We start from the raw sequence: 19,572 nt of genomic DNA on the forward strand, positions 1-19,572 counted from the left end.
AAAGTTTGTCAGCTAATTATGGCGGTCAATGAAACGCAGCCAATGCAGTTGCGGGTTTATTTGTCGTATGTTTTGCAGTACGGTATTTAATAATTGCATATCAGCAAAGCGTTGTTCGTTGAAATCTTTAAAACCAAGCAAGTAGTTAAAGGCGTCTTTGCAGTTGGCTTGCAGTGCATGAATTCGCACTTGTTGTTCAAAGTTGAGCCGTAAGCTGCTTATCGCGGTTTTCATACCTTGCTGATCAACAGTAGGAATAGCGCACTTTTGCAAATAACCAGCGCGTTCACCTTCACCCGAAAACCAAATGCGCACTTTTTCGCTATAGCGACCTGATTTAGCGGGTAAATCAAACATCAGTCGTTGTTGATTTTGACTTGTTAAAAAGTCTAAGTACTGATCAAGCCCAGCATCGAGTAATGCATTATGGATAGGCACATAGCGGGGTTTTATCTTGCCATGCGTATGAAAATCAAAGCAGCGAATGCCATCAAGGGTGACAATATTATCAAGGGTTAAATGGCCAATTTCATCGCTGTAGGCACCAGTATAATAAGCAAATAAAGGCAGCCAAAAGTGCCAATGCTTAGCTTGTTCACGTGCTAAACGCTGATCACCGTAAATGTAACCATTATACAGGGTATGTAATTCCATGGCCGAAAAGGGCCTACGACCAAGATGGGACTTCAACCTAATACCTTGATAATAAAGATGTGTTGAAGAGTATACCTGATAAGTATCAAGTTTCCAGCTTAACGACACTGCCATAAATACGGCCGTGTCGTTATAAGCTTAAGGATTGCTATTAATCGCAAAGAGCTTTAGCTAAACCAACCGGTTCGATTTCAACGCATACTTGATCATCGTTCCAGTTTAAACCAACAAGCGCATCATCTTCGTTTAGGTCTTCAACCCACTCATCAAGAAATTCGTCTAGGCCAATTTCAACAGGGGTATAGTCTTGCCACTCATCTTTACATTGTGCTTTTGCAGCGTCTTCAGTACCCCAAAGTAATAACACATCTGTGTCGCTAAATTGGTTTGATTCACAGACAACAAAACCACCATCTTCGGCACCGAGTGCCCACATAGATTCGTTCAAACGAACTTTTTCTACAAAGCTAACTAATTCTGATTCAATTTCGATATCGCTCATTTGCGTAACCCTTATCTTTATTTTCGTGGATCTGTTTGTTGTACTGCCGCTTTATCGGCGAATTTATGATAAAAATCAACTAAGTTATTTAGTTGGCTAAAATCAGTTAATTCGCGGAAGCGGATCCAATCTAGCAAGCAGTATAAACTGATGTTGAGGTATTCACAGCTTTTAAATACTGGCTCCGATAAATGAGTATTTAAATAGGCTAATGTTTCAACAATTCGTTCATTCTGTAAATTAAAAAATAGTTTATCGCTGCTGATATCAAACCCTGAGCGCTGACAAAGTAAAATTTCTACCAGTGAATCATTGCAGGCATTGATAATGGTTAAGTAGTTCTCTTGCTGCCAGCTAAGTAATGGCTGATCCGCTTTTTCGAGCAGATAACGAATAATGGAGTTGGAATCACATAAGGTAAAATCATGGTCGATTAATACAGGAATTTTTCTGGCAGGGTTATGAGCAATCATGGTTTGTCTGTCTTGCTCAGAGAAAATATCCAAATTAATAAAATCAATAGCTAGGTTATTAAGTGCAGCCCAAATCCGAATACGGCGCACAAAAGGTGAGGTGGTCGAGCCTAAAAGTTTCATTTTGAGATCCTTCGCAAAAAAAAGCCGCTATGAAGCGGCTTTTTGAAATCGATTTGTAAATTAGTCAGTACGGCTTGTTACTTCTAGAAGATGATAACCAAACTGGGTCTGCACTGGGCCTTGTACTTGGTTTATTGGTGCAGAGAAAACGACTTTGTCGAACTCTGGAACCATCATGCCAGGGCCAAACTCACCTAATGCACCACCATCTTGACCTGATGGGCAATTAGAATGAGCACGAGCAAGCTCTGCAAAGTCAGCTCCTTGCTCAATTTGCTGCTTTAAATCCAAACAGTGAGCTTCACTGTCTACGAGAATGTGTCTTGCACTGGCTACTGCCATAACATCTCCCTAATGTGTGTTTTAGTATTAAATCACTAGTTTAGTTCAATATTTACCGAACGAAAAATTAAATTTATTTTGCAATCAGCTCAGCTTCAATTGCATCGCGTAAAGTTTGCGATTGTGGCTTAGTTTTACTATTAAAGCGCTGCACTGTCTTACGATCTGCAGACACTAAATATTTGTAAAAGTTCCAGTTAGGTGAGCTGGTTGCTTCATTTAGGTGTTTGAATATTGGGTTTGCATCGCTACCGCGAACGGCACTGGTAGCCAGCATATTAAAGGTTACGCCATAATTGATGAAACATACTTTTGCAGTGTCTTTTTCATCGTCTTCTTCTTGGAAAAAGTCATCTGATGGAAACCCTAATACGACCAAGCCTTGGTCTTTATATTCTTTATGAATGGCTTCTAAGCCTTCAAACTGGCCGGTAAAACCACAATTACTAGCGGTATTCACAATGAGCAGTGGTTTGTCTTTGAATTCACAAAAATTAATAGACTCTTTTGAACGCAACTTTCTCATTGTGACATTGGTAAAATCATCACATTGGCTGCTTGCTTTAGCTGTTGGTACCGCCTCTGTGGTTTGTGCTGCAAGGTTGGTTGTTATTAGGCCTGCTGCAAGTAACAAAGCATATTTATACATAGTTATTTCCCGCTAGTTATTTGTGATGAATATACGCTAATATGCAGCAAAGTGATCATTTAATTTCAGCTATTTATGACGATTCGCAAAGCAACACAAAACGATTTAACTGATATAGTCGCGATTTATAACGAGACCATCCCTGGGCGTATGGTTACCGCAGATACCGAAGAGGTGTCGGTGGCAGACAAACAAGCTTGGTTTGATAGCCATACAGAAAAAAGACCTATCTTTGTTTTTGAGCAACAAGGTAAAGTAATTGCTTGGTTAAGTTATAAGTCTTTTTATGGCCGCCCAGCTTACGATGGCACGGTTGAGATTAGTATTTACATCACCCAGCAGGCTCAAGGGCAAGGGCTAGGTAAACAATTGCTTACATTTTCAGAACAGCATGCAAAAACACTTAATATCAAGGTATTGTTAGCTTTTATCTTCAGCCATAACCTACCGAGCATAAAACTGTTTAATCGCTTTGAATACAAGGTTTGGGGAGAGCTTCCAGAAATTGCAATTATGGATGATAAAGCTTATGGCTTGACAATTTTGGGTAAGCACTTGCAGCCTTAACCTTCTCAAAAACTAGTAAAAAAATACGGTGTAAATTGTGCGGTAAAAGATTTTTAGACTACGCTAAAAAGGTCGGTTTTTATAGTGAGTCTTATTTACGGTGCGAAAAATATTAATAGTTGATAGTAATAGTGTACTTGCGATGCGTGTAAAAGTTCTACTCGAGCTTATCGGTTGCGAAGTTGAGCTATTACACTTTTCAATGATAGATGATACCGTTCTAAAACAGCAATATGATCTCGTTGCTGCTTCACATGGGGTGCCAACAAGTATCATTGAAGAACTAATGAATGACTTTTCTCAAGAGCATTTCTTATTACTCGCACCGAAAGCACAACGCAGTGACTTACTTGAACATTTTAGTGAAATTAACCGTCTCTTACCTAATGCCGTTGTTATATACCCTTTTTTCGCAAATAAAGAGATAAGCACGCTTCTAGAGGGAATATTAGAATTAGACAGCGACAATATTCTCAAACTTCCTACTGTATTGCTCGTTGATCATTGTCCCGACCGGTTACAAAAAATAGCGCAAAACTTAAAGGGCGCGCATATCAAAACCATCACCGCTGATAACATGAGCTTTGCAATGGAGTTAATTCATGAGCATGCAATTGATTTATTGATTAGTGATTTTACTTTTGAAGATGGAACAGGGCTTGAATTGTTTATAAAGCTGAAGTCGTTACAGCCTGAAAGTCGTTGTTTATTGTATACCTCAAAGCCTGATCAAGTTTCCATGGTTGCTGCCATTCGTCAGGGTGTTGAAGATGTTTTGATCAAACCGATTGATGATAATGGTTTATTGCAATCAGTTCATAAACTATGGCAAACAGAGCTTCTCAAACGTCATAATTCAGAACTTGTTGAAAGACTTCAGAGTACCGTTGATGCGCTTATAGAAAAGGACAGTTTATTAAGAGTTATTTTTAAGCATACTCCCGACGCTATTATTTTATTTGAACGATGCGGAAAGGTAATCGAAACTAACGATGCCTGTGAACAATTATTTGATAAACAGCACCATGAATTTGAAAGCTGTTCGGTATTTGATTTTTTTGATGCGCCTTCAATAACACGTATTAAAGAAAAAATTACGACGCTAAGTAAAAACCGCCAATTTAGCTGTGATCTAAGAATGCTTAAAAAAGATGGCAATGATATTCCATTAGTGGGATCGTTTAATGAAATAGATCATCACGGCGAGATTGCGTTAGCGGGGATCTTTAAAAACGTTACACACTTAAAAGAAAAGGAAGATTTGCTACTTGAAGCAAAAGATTTGCTTGAAGAAGAGGTAAAAGCGCGAACAGCTCAACTAGAGCACGCAAAAGATGTGGCTGAAGCTGCAAACTTAAGTAAGTCTGAATTTTTAGCGAATATGTCTCATGAACTCAGAACGCCAATGCATTCAATCTTAAGTTTTGCTCGTTTTGGACTTGATAAAGTTGCCAACAATGATCTGAGTAAAGACAAGTTAAATAAGTATTTATCGCGTATAGAACAAAGTGGTGAGCGCTTATTGTCACTGCTTAATAATTTGCTTGATCTTTCAAAACTGGATGTTGGTAAATTTCCCTTTAATCCGCAAAAACATAACCTTAGCAGTATTATAAAAACCAGTATTGATGATGTCTCTGGGACTGCTCTTGAGAGAAATATTGCTATTCGTTTAATTGGCTTTGAGAAAAGTATTTTGCTCGATTGTGACGAAGAGCAGATAAACCAAATAATGCGCAACTTGCTTGGTAATGCACTTAAATTTAGTGAGCCTGCCAGTGAGATAGATATTCAGCTAACTATGAATAATGAAATGGCTGAAATATCAGTAATAGATCGTGGTATAGGAATTCCCGAGTCTGAACTTGAGAAAATTTTTGCGAAGTTTGAGCAAAGTAGTAAAACCAATAGTGGTGCTGGAGGTACAGGACTTGGTTTAGCTATTTGTCGTGAATTTGTAGCCTTACATCAAGGAACGATTACGGCAAGAAATAATGAATATGGAGGTGCAACTATTTTAGTAAAGCTTCCATTGAGGATAGATCTACCTCAACACTTAGCGAATGAAGATAGATCTGTAAAGTTAAATTAATAAAACGGAAGTGTTAGACATGGCCTTAAAGAGAATTTTAGCCGTCGATGATGAACCATTTAACTTAGAAATAATTGAAGAGATTCTTGAAGAGCTCGACTTTGAACTGAAAATGGTCAGTAGCGGTCCAGAGTGTTTGGCATTAGTTGAAGAGTTTGATCCTCAGGTTATTCTGCTTGATGTGAGTATGCCACAAATGAGTGGTTATGATGTTTGTCGAAAACTAAAAGAGAATCCAAATACCGAGAAAATAATCGTTATGTTTGTTTCAGCAAGAGGAACGGTTGAAGAGCGTATGGAAGGCTATTCAGTCGGAGCTGAGGACTATATAGTTAAACCATTCGGGCATGAAGAATTAAAGCTTAAACTGCAGCACTTACATCAAGTATTGATAGAAAAAGAATCGCTAGAGCAACAAGTTGAAGATGCGACTTCAACAGCATTTAATGCCATGGCAAACAGCAGTGAAATGGGGCAAATAGTCAACTATATCGAGCATATAGGTGCTATTGAAGATGAGCAAGAGCTGGGCAAGGCTCTGCTTAACTGTCTAAGTTCATTTGATTTACAAAGCAATGTTGAGTTTCGCTTAGAGTCTGGCATTGAGCACTTTTCAATTTCGGGCATGTGTTCGCCAATCGTTATTGAGTTATTTGAAATGCTCAAAAATAAAGGCCGACTCCATGAATTTTCGAATCGAATTTTAGTCAATTACGACATGATCAGCTTACTAATCTTAAATATGCCAGACCAAGACCCTGATAAGCATGGCCGAATTCGGGATCATATTTGCTTTTTAGTCAGTGTTACAGAACAGCAGCTTAAAGCGATCATCACAAAAAAAGAATTGCTCAGACAACAGCAACAACTTAATGATGCTGTAGGTAAAGTTCACAGCAAGTTTTCGGGACTCATCGAACTTCTAAATGAAAATCGTGTAAATAACGAGGCTGTATTTAAGCAGCTTCAAGAAGACTTAGAACGACGTATACCAACCATGGGCTTAGATGAGGACCAAGAGGTTTTTATCTATCAAAAGGTCGACGAAACCATCCAAAACTCTGTTGCACGTGAAGAGTCAGTTCAGGGAGTAAAAGCGGCATTCAAAGAGATTGAAAATGATTTATCGCAATTATTAAAGCAGTAAGTTACAACTTAAGCTATCAAGCATCTCTGGGCAGTCCTTTTTCAACAATGCGAATTAAGCGCGCAGTTTTACGAAGCTTTAACTGGCGCTTATTTTTTTGCTGATCAAGCGCCCACTCAATATGCTCAGCGACCAAAGCGCTAGCGGTTGTTAATCTTTGCTCTAAAGCCTCAATTATCTGCTCATTGTAATCAGCGTTACCTAATCCGACAGCTAGGTTCCTTAACCAGCGCTCGTGACCAATGCGGCGTATAGGGCTGCCTTCAGTATTTTTTAGAAAGGTTGCCTCATCCCAAGCAAATAAGGTCAGTAAGTCTTGATCTTTAAGTTGTTTTCTTGGGTGAAAGTCAGCTTCATCGGTGAGCTGACCATAACGATTCCATGGGCAAACTAATTGGCAGTCATCACAGCCATAAACGCGATTACCTAACAGTGGGCGATACTCTTCAGGAATAGCGCCTTGCAATTCAATGGTAAGGTAAGAGATACATTTGCGGGCATCAACTACATAAGGCTCGACAATCGCGCCGGTTGGGCAAAGTGTCATACAGGCAACGCATTTACCACAGCCCTCAAAGCTATTTTCTTCATCAATAGGCAGGGGGATATCAACAAACAGCTCACCTAAGAAAAACCAAGAGCCCGCTTCTTTATTGATTAGCAAACTGTTTTTACCACGCCAGCCTAAGCCTGCTTTTTCGGCTAGTTGTCTTTCAAGCACGGGGGCTGAATCAACAAAAGGACGAAAACCTAGTTGGCCTATATGCTGCTCTATTTGTTGGCCTAATTTTTTTAGGCGGTTGCGAATTAATTTATGATAGTCACGGCCTAATGCATAGCGACTGATGTACGCTTTATCAGTTTGCTTGAGGTTCTTAGCAAAGCTTGCATCAGGCGGTAGGTAGTTCATTTTTACTGAGATGACTCGCTGCGTGCCAGGTACCAGCTCTGCGGGGCGCGCTCGCTTCATTCCATGGGCTGCCATGTATTCCATCTCACCGTGATAGCCTAAATCTAACCAGCGCTGCAGTTGAGCTTCATGTTTCGTTAGGTCAATATCAGTGATCCCGACTTCTGCAAAGCCAAGGTCTTTACCCCATTGCTTTATTTGCAGTGCGAGTTGTTCATAATCAATAGCGGGTGTTGTCACGGTCAATAAAAAAGTAGCCAAGAAGCGGCTACTTTAACATAGTTTGACTCAGAGCAGCAGTTAAAAGCCGATTACACAAAGCGTTTTAGCTGCTCTTGGGTTTGTTGGCTCAGTTTGTGTGATTGTTGGCAGTCAGCGAGTGATTCATCAATCTGCTGTTTTGCTTGCTCACCCAGAGCAACTATTTGCTCAACAGTTTGATGAGTGTGGGTTTGAGTTTGCTCTAGTAAATGCACCGCACTAACAATCTGCTGTAGTTGTTGTTGGTTTTGCTCAAATTCGCTAAGCATATTGCTAAAACCTGAAGAGGTATTGCTAATCGCTGTTTCAGCTTCACTCGAGTGGTTAATTAGTTGCTCAGATTCTTTATTGGTTTCGCTAACAAGACTATTCATTTGATTAATAAAATCGGTTATTTGGCGGGTTGCGTCGTTTACTTTAACCGATAGTGATCTAACTTCATCGGCAACCACGGCAAAGCCTCGGCCAGCTTCACCTGCTCGTGCCGCTTCAATTGCAGCATTTAGGGCAAGTAAATTGGTTTGGTCAGAAAACTCTTCAACCATTTTTAAAATGGCGCGAATATTCTCGCTGTTTTCTTTAAGGCCAGACACCGTTGCTGAGAAGTTACCTAAAATTTGGCTGATCATCGCAACCTTTTTAACTAATGCTGATAACTCAGTGGCTGAGTGTTTTACAAAGTTTAAGTGCTCACTATTAACATGGTGCACGCTATCAGTGTTCGCTGAAATATTCTCAAGGCTTGAAGTTATTTGGTTACTCGAATCAGTAATGGTTTGGCTAAACTTGATTTGCTGGTGGCTCATTTCTGCGGTTTGCTGCATTGAATGAGTCATCTTTGAACTACTATCTGCACTGGCTTGTGCACTTTGGTATGTGGTGGCTAATAGATTTGCTAAATGAACTGTAAAGGTATTGTACTGCTCACTTAAATCACGAAATTCATCGTAGGTAAAATGCGGTAACTTGGCAGATAAATCTGCATCATGACGGTTGATTTGCTCAAGTGTATCGCGCATTGCTTGCACTGGGCGCACAATCAAAAAGCGCATGTAGAAAATAGTAAAAATAAAGCTCGCGATGATAACAAAGGTCATTAACCAAAATAGTCCCATACCAGCTTGTTGCTCTGACAGGCTGCTATAAAGCCAGATCAAAGTAATGGCCTGAAACGCAAACACAAAACCTAAATTACCGACAATCTTACGTGTAAGAGTGTAAAAGAATGTTTGTTCGATAAAATTATAAATGCGCATATAGCTACTCATTAAGGTGTTGTGTTGATTCATTTTGGCGTAATTTTTTATTATTCAATGTCACATAATTCAACAGTATAGCTTAGTTTTGTTGAGTTACAGTGACTGCAGTGTCATTTGTGTATGACACGGAAAATTAGTAAAAATACCATCTACGCCATACTCTAGCATTAATTCGATATCTTCCACTTTATCGACCGTGTAAGCATAAACTTGAAGGCCGCGTTGTTTTGCGTCAGCAACAAACTCATGGTTTATAAAGTTTTTATCTACATGAATGCTATAGGCATGCAGTTTTTGCGCAAACTCGCTGTAATTAATTGGGATAGAAGCGGTAAGTGCACCAATCTTTACCCACGGCAGTTTTTGCTTTAGCCACATCAGTTGGTGGTGATCAAATGAAGAGACTAACAGGTTATCCCGAGATATTTTCCCTGCACTGACATTTGACTCAATAAGCTCTACAAACTTGTCTAACGAAAAAGTATGTTTAAGCTCTAGATTAAGCAAGGTTTTATCACCAACCCAATCGATTGCCTGTTGTAAAGTGGGCACGCATTCGCCATTGCCTGCATCGTATTGTTGAATTTGCTCTTTTGAGCAGGCGTTTACTTTACCGCGACCTGAAGTTGTACGATCAAGCCAAGTGTCGTGAATAATCATGTAATCATCAAGGCAGCTTTGCACATCAATTTCGATGCCATCTACTGCTAAATCAACAGCGGCGATAATGGCGCTTTGAGTATTTTCTGGGTAGGTACCACTGGCACCTCTGTGAGCGAATACTTTCATCATTGCTTATACCTACGAGTCACTGACCATGTTTCATAAAAAGCGGCACTAATAACTAGTGTGCCACCAATAAGAGTGCTAATTGAAGGTTGCTCATGCAAAATTAAAAAAGCGAAAAACGTACCGTATAAAGGCTGCAAACACGATATCAAACCAGCGGTTGAAGCTGATAAGTTTTTTAGGCTTGCTGCAAACAGTGAATGCGGTGCTGCTGTAAAAATAACCCCTACGGTAATTAATAGCAGCCAATTTATTGTATCAACTTGTAATGGCGGTACTTCGACAAAGGCGCACAGCATAATGCAGGCGATCCAAGTTTGATAAAGCATGGTTTGTGGGCCGCCATATTGGCTAAAGTAACGCTTGTGAACGATATTTCGAAACGCAAAAAAGAACGCTGACAAAATGCCAATAGCAATACCGAGTGTGACATCATTGCCTAAGCTGGCATCAGGAATAAGTAAATAAATACCAAGCATTACCACCAAGGCACTAAAAATATCTTTGAGCTGTGGTTTACTGCCATGAAATAAAGGCTCTAAAAATACCGTGATAACAGGGTAAGTAAAAAAGGCAATCATACCGACTGCAATACCTGCTAGTTGCATACCTGCGAAGTAGGTGAGCCAATGTATTCCAACAGTGACGCCAAGTAACAAGGCTATAAGGTAGTCGCGACGCGAGTGAAGCTTAATCGCTTTGTGTTGAATTGTAAGTAAGATCAGTAAGGCACAGCCTGCAATTGCTGTTCGGTAAACGGTAATATCTAATGCACTTAAGCTGACTAGCTTTGCGAATAATGCAGTCCCCCCAAATAGGAGTACTGCAATGTGTAAGTATATTAGGCTCTGTTTGTGCGCCTGCATTACAAACCTTGTTATTGTTGTTATTAACTCTCTTTGTAACGGTAATCCTTTACTTTGTAAACTCCCCAAATGGGCTAATCCATTCGTTTAGTTCCAATATTTCCATCCCTGCAAGTAATAGTGCAGCACATTAGGCTCATCAAGCGTCGATACTTTTTCATTGTTAGCGCTAATATCTGGGGTAAAAATAAACAATTGTGCGTCATTTTCTGGGCGGTAAAAGCGGGTTTTAACCGGTAATACTTGTTGGTTACTACACATCAAGTTGCAAGCCATAACAAATCCCCATTCGCCAAAAGAGGGCACATTCAAATGGTAAGGCAAGGTGTGCGCAAAGCCTGCTGCACTGAGCGTATTATTGATAGACCAAAATGCGTGTTTCGCAAAAAATGGGCTGGTGGCCTGGGTCACTACAATACCGTTATTTGGTAATCGTGTTTTTACTAGTTGATAAAACTGCTGACTGTAAAGCCGTGCTAAATTGATTGCTTTTGGATCGGGTAAATCAATAAAAATAATATCGAACAGCTGTTCGTTTTGCTCAATAAACACATAAGCATCTTGATGAACAACCGTCACTTTAGGGTCACTGAGTGAGTGCTTGTTAAGTGTTGTCAGGTTGTGATTAGTTTGCGCAAGCTTAGCGACTGCAGGGTCTAAATCGACTAGGGTAATAGATTCTATTTGTGGGTATTTCAAAAGCTCTCTGGCTGCTAAGCCATCGCCACCGCCTAAAATTAGAATACGTTTTGCGTTACCATGGCGCACCATAGCGGGATGAATAAGCGCTTCGTGATAGCGATACTCATCAATCGATGAAAATTGCAAGCCACCGTTTAAATAAAGCCGAATATCATCTTTATGACGAGTGAGTACAATTTGCTGATAGGGCGTTTGCTCTGAGTGTACAACACGGTCATCGTAGATTTGGCTTTGCCAAAGATGGGTAAGCTGTTTACTCGCAAATAAACAAAGCACCAATATTAAGCTAACTAAAACAAGCGTGAGCCTAAGCACTTTTCGACGATTTGGGCTGATATGGTCGATAAAGTACCACAGCAATAACAGCGCAATACTTAGATTCATTAAGCCAAAACTTAACGCTGTTTTAAAAACCCCAAGCCAAGGTAAAAATAGAAAAGGAAACAGTAAAGTCGCAAGTAGGGCGCCAAAGTAGTCAATAGATAACACATTGGCGAGGTTTGCTTTTAGCGCATAATGTTTTTCCATTAGGCGACTTAACAGCGGAATTTCTAAACCAATCAAAATCCCTATTAGCGTGGTGAGTAAAATACTAATTGCTTGCAGCGGTAAACCAAACGCATAACAGAAATACAGCAAGGGCACACTCAAACCACCAAGTAGCGCAAGCGCTAACTCAAAGCCAATAAAATACACCAGCAATGGCTTATCAGGCACAAAACGCGAAAAATAAGAGCCAACCCCCATTGCCGCCATATAGACGCCAATCGTCAGAGAAAATTGAGTGATGCTATCACCCAAAAAGTAGGCACCGGTAGTTGCGATCAGTAGCTCATAGATAATTGAGCAAAGGCCTGCAACAAAAATGCTAAACAGTAAAATGTGGCTTTCGCGAATTGATTTATTTACCACCTGGGCCGCCTCGTGAACGGAAACCTGCACTGCCAATACTTTGCTCACGCAATTGTTTATCAACGCTTATCGTGAGGTGGTGATAGGAGTAAACTTGCCAATCTTGCTCTTTGTCACCTTTGCTATATGCCAAGAAGGAAAAGAAGAGCACGGGTGCTAAAAACAGTAACACAATAGGCCAAACTGAGATGCGCGATTCCATTGCTTTTATAGCCTCAGGGTTTAACTTATTGATTGGTTTATAAGTAATATCGGAGCCTTCACGCTCAGCTTCTAAACGATGCAGCATTACAAATAGCGCTACACCGCCGATGAAGCCAGAAATCCATAACAGCGGTAGCATGAAATTACTGTTACCTTTGATTGGGATAATACGAAACGTATAACTAAAATGTTCGGCACGCTTATTTGGGCCAAACGTACTACTGACGTAGGCGCTATATTGCCCCTTCTTAGGGAAGTGGACATCGTGATGAGTATAATCACGGTACTCAGTCCATTTACCATCTGAATCGTGCCCGGTTTCAGCCCAAAGTTCATCAGAGTAACTAAATAAATAGTTACCATCAGGGTCAAAAATTTCGATATCAATGGCTTTCCATGAGTTTAAAGGCAGTCTGCCTTTAATTTCTAAGCGCATCATTTGGCCATCTTCTGGCACTGTAAATAGGTAAGGTTTGTCTTGTCCGTCGTAGTCTTTAAAGTTGCCATATTGGCCACTAATAAGTGGCGCTTGTAGATCTGCACGTATCACTAAGCAAACAACAAATGTGATAGCGGCAATAATAAAAAGCTTATAGATGTTCATCCATTACTCCATACATAAGCTTAAATAGCGATAGTGATGATAACAGCAACACAGATTGCAATGCTGCTTTCAATAACCGCAACGGCGGTGTTTTTGTCGTGCATTGCTTGGTCGAGTGAAATTTTGCTAAAGATAATTTTATCAACGAGGTAACGCACAATTGGTAAAATTAAAAAGCCAAATAATGCGTCAATAAAAAATAAGCTTAAGCTTTGTTGCCAAGTATGAAAGCCACCAATGAGCGCATGACACAAGATAATCGCTAGCGCCAACATAGTGCCTGAAAAGCTAAGTGCAACGGCTTTGTTGCCTTTTTCGAGCTGTTCGTGAAGATTAAAAGCAGTGAGGTGATCATAGCCTTTGGCAAAAATGATCAGCATTAGTTGCCCTAAAAAATAAAACACTATGGCTGATAACCAGCTGCCTTCACCGGTTAATGCGCCACCAATGATCAGTGCGGCGGCCATGTAGTTTGCTGCTTGTACTAAGCCCACAGCCTCATTTTGTTGGTTAATTAATTGCTCTTGGTTACAGAACAAACGCAGCAGTAATTTGTCATTTAAAATACGTGAGCAAGTTAGCAGCACCATACCTAATACACTGTACAGTGATACATTCATCAAATCGCTTAGCAAACCTTGACTAGGCCCAGCTAAAACAAAGCCATAAATAATGGTAATTGCCCCTAAGTAGCCGCCAATAGATAAACCCAAGGCACTGTTGGCATTATTGGTTAACTGGCTGGTGGTGTTATAAGGGGTTGCTAAGTTATACGACAGTTTTGCAACGGCTATGATCGCAATGAATAGACCAATATAGGCGCTGTTGTAGGCCATCGTTGCGAGGTAGTGGGTTAAGTTAATATCCATATAATTATGTTAGCTTGTTGTTATTTTCCGAAAATATTAACACAGAGTGTTTGCTGCAAAGAATATCAACGCTTCATTTTTGGCAGAATTAATCAATTTCTTAAAAGTTTCATAGCTTTTTTATGACAATTGTCAGTTCAATCAATGACAAAATTCACTTATTCCAGCAAGTAGAAAAAGTAATAGTTAAGCCTCTACTTTTTGGAGGAATAAAAATGAATAATGCGGCGTGGATAAGTTTATTAATTGCAGGAATTTTTGAGGTTATTTGGGCACTTGCTATGAAGCAGTCAAATGGCTTTACTAAACTATGGCCTTCAGTTGTTACATTTGCAGCTATGTGGGCCAGCTTTGCCTTTTTGTCATTTGCTTTAAAGTCATTACCTCTCGGGATTAGTTATGCGATTTGGGTCGGTATTGGTACTGTTGGGGTATCAATATTTAGTGTGATATGGCTTAGAGAGTCTATTACCATATTTCAGATAATCTGTATTATATTAATTTTAGTCGGAATAATTGGGCTAAAATTTCAAACCAACTAAAAGAAGCAAGTGATATGTTAAATAGTCGGCTTAAGGATAAAAAAACGAATTTGACCTCTTTTTGGAATTGGGGGCCACTGCTTTTTTCGGGATTCTATTTGCTTCCGAGTATTTTCCAAATTGAAAGCACTGACTTTATGCAGATGTTCACGATTGTTCTGTTGTACTTAATTTTTATTTATTTGTATGTGAAAGCAACATTAAGAGGAACAGAACAAGTTTGGCTGCAGCTAATGTCGCTTATTTTGGTTTGTGTCATTGCTAGTTATCTAACAGTTGGCTCCGCGACTTTATTTGGCTTTGTAGCATATATTGTAGGCTATAACTTTTCGAACCGTGCGCGTATTTTTGCAATTTCGATACTACTTTTAGCTTTGCTATCTAGTAGCCAAATAATCAATGAAAATTATGCTGAGTATTTTCTCAGTGGTTCTCTTATATTGCTTGTCGCTTTATTTAGTTATGGCATTGCAGGGCGTAATGAATTTTTCCATAAACGCCGAGAAAAGCAAAATAGCAAACAGTTAGAGCAGTTTGCAGCAATTGCAGAGCGAGAGCGCATAGCTAGAGATTTGCATGATGTGTTAGGCCATTCTTTATCTTCAATCGCTTTAAAAGCGGAGCTCGCGAGCAAATTAAGTCAAGCTAATAGACTGGCTCAAGCAAGGTCGGAAATTTTTCAGGTTGCGGAGTTGGCTAGGGAGCTATTAAGCGATGTAAGAAAAGTTGTAACTGATTTAAAAGAATTGGATATAGATACACAAATTAATAGGTTAATTGTTCGGTTAGAGGAGAGTGGCTTCAAAGTTATTCGTAATATTAAGGTTGTTGACTTGCCGGCAAAATTAGAAGGAGTTGTTAACCTAATAATTAAAGAGGCTGTAACCAATATATTGCGCCACAGTAGTGCTAAATATTGTGAAATATCAATATTACAAACACTGGATAGTGTTGACATTAAAATGAAAAATAATGCAAATGAAACTAGCCAAATTACACTTGGAAATGGTCTATCGGGAATTAAAGAGCGAGCTCTACAGCTAGGGGGAAAGGCCGAGTTTAGTTTTTGTAATCAACAGTTCGTTGCATTTATTAAATTGCCTTTGAGTATTAAATCGGAGCAGGCAGAATGATAAGGGTCTATCTTGTTGAAGATCAAGCGTTAGTTAGAGGAGCTGTTGCTGCTCTTTTAGGCCTTGATGAAAATATTCAAGTTATTGGTCAGGCTGAAAATGGCAAGGTGGCGCTTGCAGAAATACCAAAGTGTAAACCTGACATCGTTCTTACAGATATTGAAATGCCGGAGTTATCAGGAATTGAACTTGCTGAAAAATTGGCAATAGAAAAGAGTGAAAGTCGTATAGTAATCATGACTACTTTTTCTAAAGCAGGCTATATCAGGCGCTCTTTAGATGCTGGTGTAAAGGGGTTTATTCTTAAAGAGGCATCAAGTGATAGTTTAATTCTAGCACTTAAAAAAGTCATGTCTGGGCATAAAGTGATAGATCCTGAATTAGTTTTAAGTGCTTTAGATGATAGAGACCCACTAACTGAAAAAGAGCGGGCATCATTAAAGTTAGCTGCAGAGGGGTTAAAAACGCAAATGATTGCAGCTAAATTATACTTAAGTGAGGGAACCGTACGTAATTACTTGTCAGAGGCGATTAGTAAATTAAATGCAAGTAACCGTATCGACGCTGCTAGAATTGCAAAGAGAAAAGGGTGGTTATAAGGTCCTTAATTTTGCTATTAAATTATTGAGCAATTTGAGTGCGAAAACAGGTTTAATTAATTTCTTAAAAGTTTCATAGCTTTTGCCTGTCTCATTGTTAGGTTATGGGTTAAAATAACAACATAACCAACTAACAAGATAGTGAATGTCAAAACAGGATCCAAATCTCAGTCGAGAACAAGAAAAGTACGAAAACCCCGTCCCTAGCCGTGAGTTTATACTTACTCACTTAGAATCTCGTGCCAAACCAGCAAACTTCACACAACTTTGTGACGAATTACATGTGAATGATACAGAGCGTCAAATTGCGTTCAAACGTCGTTTACGTGCTATGGAGCGTGATGGTCAACTGTATTTCAATAAGTTTAAATGCTACGCATTGATCGATGAATCTGGCTTGGTTAAAGGCAAGGTCATTGGTCATCGTGACGGATTCGGCTTTTTAGAAGTTGAAGGTGAGAGTAAAGATTGGTTTATCGCCAAGCACCAAATGAATATGGTGTTGCACGGTGACATTGTGCTTGCTAAAGGCAATCGCAAAGGATCTAGCGGCAAATGCGAAGCACGTATCATTAAGGTCTTAACCAATGAACGTGCACCGATTGTTGGCCGCTATTTTGTTGAGCATGGTATTGCAGTTGTTGTGGCTGAAGACCCACGCATAACGCAAGACATTATGATACTACCGGGTAGTGAAAATGGCGCGCGCCACAACCAAATGGTGCAGGTGCAAATTACCCAAAACCCAAGCCGACATATGAATGCGGTAGGTAAAGTCACTGAGGTACTGGGTGAGCATTTAGCACCGGGTATGGAAATTGAAGTTGCACTACGCAATCACGATATTCCCCATGTGTGGCCAGAAGCGGTTGAAAAGCAAGTTGCTCATTTAGGTGAGTTTGTTGATGAACAGGCAAAGCAAGGTCGCGTTGATTTACGTGACTTACCGCTAGTTACAATCGACGGTGAAGATGCCCGAGACTTTGACGATGCCGTTTATTGTGAGCGCAAACCATCAGGTGGTTGGCGTTTATGGGTGGCCATTGCCGATGTGTCGCACTACGTAGGAATGAACACGCCTCTGAATAAAGAAGCGATTGAACGTGGTAACTCAGTTTACTTCCCTGAGCAAGTTATTCCGATGCTGCCAAAAGTGCTATCGAATGGCTTGTGCTCATTAAACCCGAAAGTTGACCGCTTGTGTATGGTTGCTGAGATGACAGTATCAGAAGCAGGTAAGTTGTCTGGGTATAAATTTTACGAAGCGGTGATGAATTCACACGCTCGTTTTACTTACACGAAAGTGAATGCGATTTTACAAGGCGATGAAAAGCTGCGTGAAGAGTATGTCGAGATGGTGCCACATTTAACTGACTTACAGCAAATGTATATGGCACTCAAGGCTGCTCGCCAAGAGCGTGGTGCGATTGAGTTTGAAACCTTAGAAACGCGTTTTGTGTTTAATGCACATCGTAAGATTGAATCAATCGTGCCAGTGGTTCGCAATGATGCACACAAACTTATCGAAGAGTGCATGATTTTAGCGAATGTATCGGCAGCCCGATTATTAGAAAAGCACGAGGCAAGTGCGCTTTATCGTGTGCATGATGAGCCGGATGCTGAAAAGCTTGGTTTCTTCAGAAACTTTTTATCAGAGCTGGGTATCGAAACCGCGATTTCTGATGAGCCAACACCAAAAGAAATCACTCACGTGTTAACTAAATTAGGCGACCGCCCAGAAGCTGAGCTTATTCAAACCATGTTGCTTCGTTCAATGAAGCAAGCGGTTTATCAGCCAGATAACATTGGCCACTTTGGTTTAGCTTTACCAGCCTATGCCCACTTTACATCGCCAATTCGTCGTTACCCTGATTTAGTGGTACACCGTGCAATTAAAGCGGTACTTAAAGCGCAAGGTCAGCAAACATCGGGTGAGTATGCCTACACTGATGACGAAGTTGATATTTTAGGTGAGCAGTGTTCAACCACTGAACGCCGTGCTGATGATGCGACTCGTGAAGTCGCAGATTGGCTTAAATGTGAATTTATGCAAGACCATGTTGGTGACGAATTTGGTGGGGTGATCTCATCGGTAACTAACTTTGGTCTATTTGTACGCTTAGATGATTTACAAATCGACGGTATGATCCATGTAACTAACCTAGGCAATGAGTACTTCCATTACGATGGTGCTAAGCATTGCTTGATTGGTGAACAAACGCACACCGTTTATCGTTTAGGCGATAAATTAACGGTTCAGGTGTCATCTGTCAGTCTTGATGAGCGACGCATAAACTTAGTGTTAGCAGGTGAAGCGCAACAAGACCGTTATGCGCGTCGTCGTGGCCGTAGTGCTCCTGCTAAACCAAGTGTTCGTGCCCAGCTCAAAGCAGGTAAAATTCCTGGTAAAAAAGCGCAGTCAGGCAGCTTTGAGGCAAAATCAGGCGACAAAGAGAATGAAAAACGTGGCAAGTCTTCACCTTCTAAAGGGCGTAAAAGGCCTAATAGTAAACAAGCTGATGCTGTAAAAGCTGGCAAAAAGAAGAGTAAGAAAAAAGCCACCAAAAAGGCAAAAAGACCGGGTAAGAATGCCCGTAAACGTAATGGCCGAGGAGCAAATAATACGTGAGTAATGAATTAATTTTTGGTTTTCACTCAGTTGAAGCAATATTAGCAAAAGAGCCTGAGCGCTTTTTAGAAATTTATGCTTTAAAAGGACGTGAAGATAAACGTTTAAACCCGATTATTGATGAAGCACGTAAATTCGGTATTTCTGTACAATTTATGCAGCGTAAAGCGCTTGATAATAAAGCCGACGGTGAGCAGCACCAAGGCATTATTGCCAATGTAAAAGCAGCCCGTATGTATAACGAGAAAGATCTCGATGAGATCATTGCCCGTGAGGAAACGCCTTTCTTATTGGTACTTGATGGCATAACAGATCCGCATAACTTAGGGGCGTGTTTACGTAGTGCTGATGCTGCAGGCGTGCACGCGATTATCGTTCCTAAAGATAAATCTGCAAAACTCAACGGCACAGCGCGTAAAGTCGCATGCGGTGCAGCAGAAACAGTGCCATTGGTACAAGTCACCAATCTTGCGCGTACGCTACGTGAAATTAAAGATGCTGGCGTTTGGGTTGTCGGCACTGCCGGTGAAACAGATACAGAGTTATTTGATGCAAATCTAACAGGGCCAATGGCTGTTGTTATGGGTGCTGAAGGGGATGGTATGCGCCGTCTTACACGTGAGCATTGTGATTTATTAGTTAAAATCCCAATGGCTGGTTCGGTATCTAGTTTAAATGTGTCAGTTGCGACCGGTATTTGTTTATTTGAAGTGTTACGTCAGCGTAATGCAACGCAAATCTAAC

The 19,572-nt window shown here is 40.3% G+C and carries 20 protein-coding genes; 8 read left to right on the plus strand and 12 right to left on the minus strand.

What is annotated here, in order from left to right:
- Nucleotides 1-12 precede the first annotated feature (12 nt).
- From CWC02_RS02305 to CWC02_RS02325, 5 genes are all read right to left on the minus strand, one after another.
- The gene (locus tag CWC02_RS02305; protein ID WP_138616207.1) at nt 13-690 is read right to left on the minus strand and encodes a site-specific integrase; all 678 of its coding nucleotides are present in this window, start codon (nt 688-690) and stop codon (nt 13-15) included.
- A gap of 115 nt (nt 691-805) precedes the next feature.
- Entirely contained in the window at nt 806-1,156 is a 351-nt protein-coding gene (locus tag CWC02_RS02310; RefSeq protein ID WP_054552718.1) for a DUF2750 domain-containing protein, read from the minus strand.
- Nucleotides 1,157-1,173: 17 nt separating this feature from the next.
- Nucleotides 1,174-1,752, minus strand: a complete 579-nt coding sequence (locus CWC02_RS02315) for a glutathione S-transferase family protein (protein ID WP_138616209.1) — start codon at nt 1,750-1,752, stop codon at nt 1,174-1,176.
- Nucleotides 1,753-1,812: 60 nt separating this feature from the next.
- Entirely contained in the window at nt 1,813-2,094 is a 282-nt protein-coding gene (locus CWC02_RS02320) for a peptidylprolyl isomerase (RefSeq protein ID WP_054552716.1), read from the minus strand.
- 73 nt (nt 2,095-2,167) lie between these two features.
- On the minus strand, nt 2,168-2,743 hold the full coding sequence (locus tag CWC02_RS02325) for a glutathione peroxidase (protein ID WP_138616211.1): 576 nt from the start codon (nt 2,741-2,743) through the stop codon (nt 2,168-2,170).
- Between the two features lie 75 nt (nt 2,744-2,818).
- On the opposite strand from CWC02_RS02325, the gene CWC02_RS02330 reads away from it, so the two are divergent.
- The 3 genes from CWC02_RS02330 (at nt 2,819) to CWC02_RS02340 (ending at nt 6,549) form a co-directional block, all read left to right on the plus strand.
- Nucleotides 2,819-3,310, plus strand: a complete 492-nt coding sequence (locus tag CWC02_RS02330) for a GNAT family N-acetyltransferase (protein WP_138616213.1) — start codon at nt 2,819-2,821, stop codon at nt 3,308-3,310.
- 142 nt (nt 3,311-3,452) lie between these two features.
- Nucleotides 3,453-5,402 carry a sensor histidine kinase gene (locus CWC02_RS02335; RefSeq protein ID WP_138616215.1) on the plus strand — a complete coding sequence of 650 codons (1,950 nt, stop codon included), beginning with the start codon at nt 3,453-3,455 and terminating at the stop codon, nt 5,400-5,402.
- A 19-nt stretch (nt 5,403-5,421) separates the two neighbouring features.
- On the plus strand, nt 5,422-6,549 hold the full coding sequence (locus CWC02_RS02340) for a response regulator (RefSeq protein WP_138616217.1): 1,128 nt from the start codon (nt 5,422-5,424) through the stop codon (nt 6,547-6,549).
- A 16-nt stretch (nt 6,550-6,565) separates the two neighbouring features.
- On the opposite strand, the gene queG is transcribed toward CWC02_RS02340, so the two are convergent.
- The 7 genes from queG to CWC02_RS02375 all read right to left on the minus strand — a co-directional run bounded on the left by queG (nt 6,566) and on the right by CWC02_RS02375 (nt 13,925).
- A complete protein-coding gene (queG, locus tag CWC02_RS02345; protein WP_138616304.1) occupies nt 6,566-7,699 on the minus strand; it encodes a tRNA epoxyqueuosine(34) reductase QueG in 1,134 nt (377 codons plus the stop codon).
- A gap of 71 nt (nt 7,700-7,770) precedes the next feature.
- Nucleotides 7,771-8,988, minus strand: a complete 1,218-nt coding sequence (locus CWC02_RS02350; protein WP_138616306.1) for a methyl-accepting chemotaxis protein — start codon at nt 8,986-8,988, stop codon at nt 7,771-7,773.
- Nucleotides 8,989-9,072: 84 nt separating this feature from the next.
- Entirely contained in the window at nt 9,073-9,771 is a 699-nt protein-coding gene (locus CWC02_RS02355; RefSeq protein ID WP_138598853.1) for a glycerophosphodiester phosphodiesterase, read from the minus strand.
- Nucleotides 9,768-10,634 carry a DMT family transporter gene (locus CWC02_RS02360; RefSeq protein ID WP_138616219.1) on the minus strand — a complete coding sequence of 289 codons (867 nt, stop codon included), beginning with the start codon at nt 10,632-10,634 and terminating at the stop codon, nt 9,768-9,770. The genes CWC02_RS02355 and CWC02_RS02360 overlap by 4 nt, the downstream gene beginning before the upstream one ends.
- Nucleotides 10,635-10,721: 87 nt before the next feature.
- Nucleotides 10,722-12,248 carry a polyamine aminopropyltransferase gene (locus CWC02_RS02365; protein ID WP_171043808.1) on the minus strand — a complete coding sequence of 509 codons (1,527 nt, stop codon included), beginning with the start codon at nt 12,246-12,248 and terminating at the stop codon, nt 10,722-10,724.
- Nucleotides 12,238-13,056, minus strand: a complete 819-nt coding sequence (locus CWC02_RS02370; protein WP_054561029.1) for a hypothetical protein — start codon at nt 13,054-13,056, stop codon at nt 12,238-12,240. The genes CWC02_RS02365 and CWC02_RS02370 overlap by 11 nt, the downstream gene beginning before the upstream one ends.
- 20 nt (nt 13,057-13,076) lie before the next feature.
- Nucleotides 13,077-13,925: a DUF350 domain-containing protein gene (locus CWC02_RS02375; protein WP_138616221.1), complete on the minus strand. Its 849-nt coding sequence runs from the start codon at nt 13,923-13,925 to the stop codon at nt 13,077-13,079.
- Nucleotides 13,926-14,047: 122 nt separating this feature from the next.
- Between CWC02_RS02375 and CWC02_RS02380 the strand changes: the two genes are divergently transcribed.
- From CWC02_RS02380 to rlmB, 5 genes are all read left to right on the plus strand, one after another.
- Nucleotides 14,048-14,467, plus strand: a complete 420-nt coding sequence (locus CWC02_RS02380; RefSeq protein ID WP_249364070.1) for a DMT family transporter — start codon at nt 14,048-14,050, stop codon at nt 14,465-14,467.
- Nucleotides 14,468-14,481: 14 nt separating this feature from the next.
- Nucleotides 14,482-15,600 (plus strand): sensor histidine kinase, encoded by a 1,119-nt coding sequence (locus CWC02_RS02385; protein ID WP_138616223.1) that lies wholly within the window; start codon nt 14,482-14,484, stop codon nt 15,598-15,600.
- Complete coding sequence (locus CWC02_RS02390; RefSeq protein WP_054552706.1) at nt 15,597-16,199, plus strand: response regulator transcription factor; 603 nt, start codon at nt 15,597-15,599, stop codon at nt 16,197-16,199. Before CWC02_RS02385 ends, CWC02_RS02390 begins: the two co-directional genes overlap by 4 nt.
- 145 nt (nt 16,200-16,344) lie before the next feature.
- Nucleotides 16,345-18,828 carry a ribonuclease R gene (gene rnr, locus CWC02_RS02395; RefSeq protein ID WP_138616225.1) on the plus strand — a complete coding sequence of 828 codons (2,484 nt, stop codon included), beginning with the start codon at nt 16,345-16,347 and terminating at the stop codon, nt 18,826-18,828.
- Complete coding sequence (gene rlmB, locus CWC02_RS02400; protein ID WP_138616227.1) at nt 18,825-19,571, plus strand: 23S rRNA (guanosine(2251)-2'-O)-methyltransferase RlmB; 747 nt, start codon at nt 18,825-18,827, stop codon at nt 19,569-19,571. The genes rnr and rlmB overlap by 4 nt, the downstream gene beginning before the upstream one ends.
- Nucleotide 19,572: the final 1 nt, after the last annotated feature.

It is taken from the genome of Pseudoalteromonas sp. S2721, from assembly GCF_005887425.1.
In the GTDB taxonomy this organism is placed as follows: Bacteria; Pseudomonadota; Gammaproteobacteria; order Enterobacterales; family Alteromonadaceae; genus Pseudoalteromonas; species Pseudoalteromonas simplex.

Bases quoted from the DNA above. Each gene is read 5' to 3' on its own strand.
- CWC02_RS02310 (WP_054552718.1), bottom strand. From the start codon at position 1,156: ATGAGCGATATCGAAATTGAATCAGAATTAGTTAGCTTTGTAGAAAAA.
- CWC02_RS02315 (WP_138616209.1), bottom strand. From the start codon at position 1,752: ATGAAACTTTTAGGCTCGACCACCTCACCTTTTGTGCGCCGTATTCGG.
- CWC02_RS02320 (WP_054552716.1), bottom strand. From the start codon at position 2,094: ATGGCAGTAGCCAGTGCAAGACACATTCTCGTAGACAGTGAAGCTCAC.
- CWC02_RS02325 (WP_138616211.1), bottom strand. From the start codon at position 2,743: ATGTATAAATATGCTTTGTTACTTGCAGCAGGCCTAATAACAACCAAC.
- CWC02_RS02330 (WP_138616213.1), top strand. From the start codon at position 2,819: ATGACGATTCGCAAAGCAACACAAAACGATTTAACTGATATAGTCGCG.
- CWC02_RS02335 (WP_138616215.1), top strand. From the start codon at position 3,453: ATGCGTGTAAAAGTTCTACTCGAGCTTATCGGTTGCGAAGTTGAGCTA.
- CWC02_RS02340 (WP_138616217.1), top strand. From the start codon at position 5,422: ATGGCCTTAAAGAGAATTTTAGCCGTCGATGATGAACCATTTAACTTA.
- CWC02_RS02350 (WP_138616306.1), bottom strand. From the start codon at position 8,988: ATGAGTAGCTATATGCGCATTTATAATTTTATCGAACAAACATTCTTT.
- CWC02_RS02355 (WP_138598853.1), bottom strand. From the start codon at position 9,771: ATGATGAAAGTATTCGCTCACAGAGGTGCCAGTGGTACCTACCCAGAA.
- CWC02_RS02360 (WP_138616219.1), bottom strand. From the start codon at position 10,634: ATGCAGGCGCACAAACAGAGCCTAATATACTTACACATTGCAGTACTC.
- CWC02_RS02370 (WP_054561029.1), bottom strand. From the start codon at position 13,056: ATGAACATCTATAAGCTTTTTATTATTGCCGCTATCACATTTGTTGTT.
- CWC02_RS02375 (WP_138616221.1), bottom strand. From the start codon at position 13,925: ATGGATATTAACTTAACCCACTACCTCGCAACGATGGCCTACAACAGC.
- CWC02_RS02380 (WP_249364070.1), top strand. From the start codon at position 14,048: ATGACAATTGTCAGTTCAATCAATGACAAAATTCACTTATTCCAGCAA.
- CWC02_RS02385 (WP_138616223.1), top strand. From the start codon at position 14,482: ATGTTAAATAGTCGGCTTAAGGATAAAAAAACGAATTTGACCTCTTTT.
- CWC02_RS02390 (WP_054552706.1), top strand. From the start codon at position 15,597: ATGATAAGGGTCTATCTTGTTGAAGATCAAGCGTTAGTTAGAGGAGCT.
- rnr (WP_138616225.1), top strand. From the start codon at position 16,345: ATGTCAAAACAGGATCCAAATCTCAGTCGAGAACAAGAAAAGTACGAA.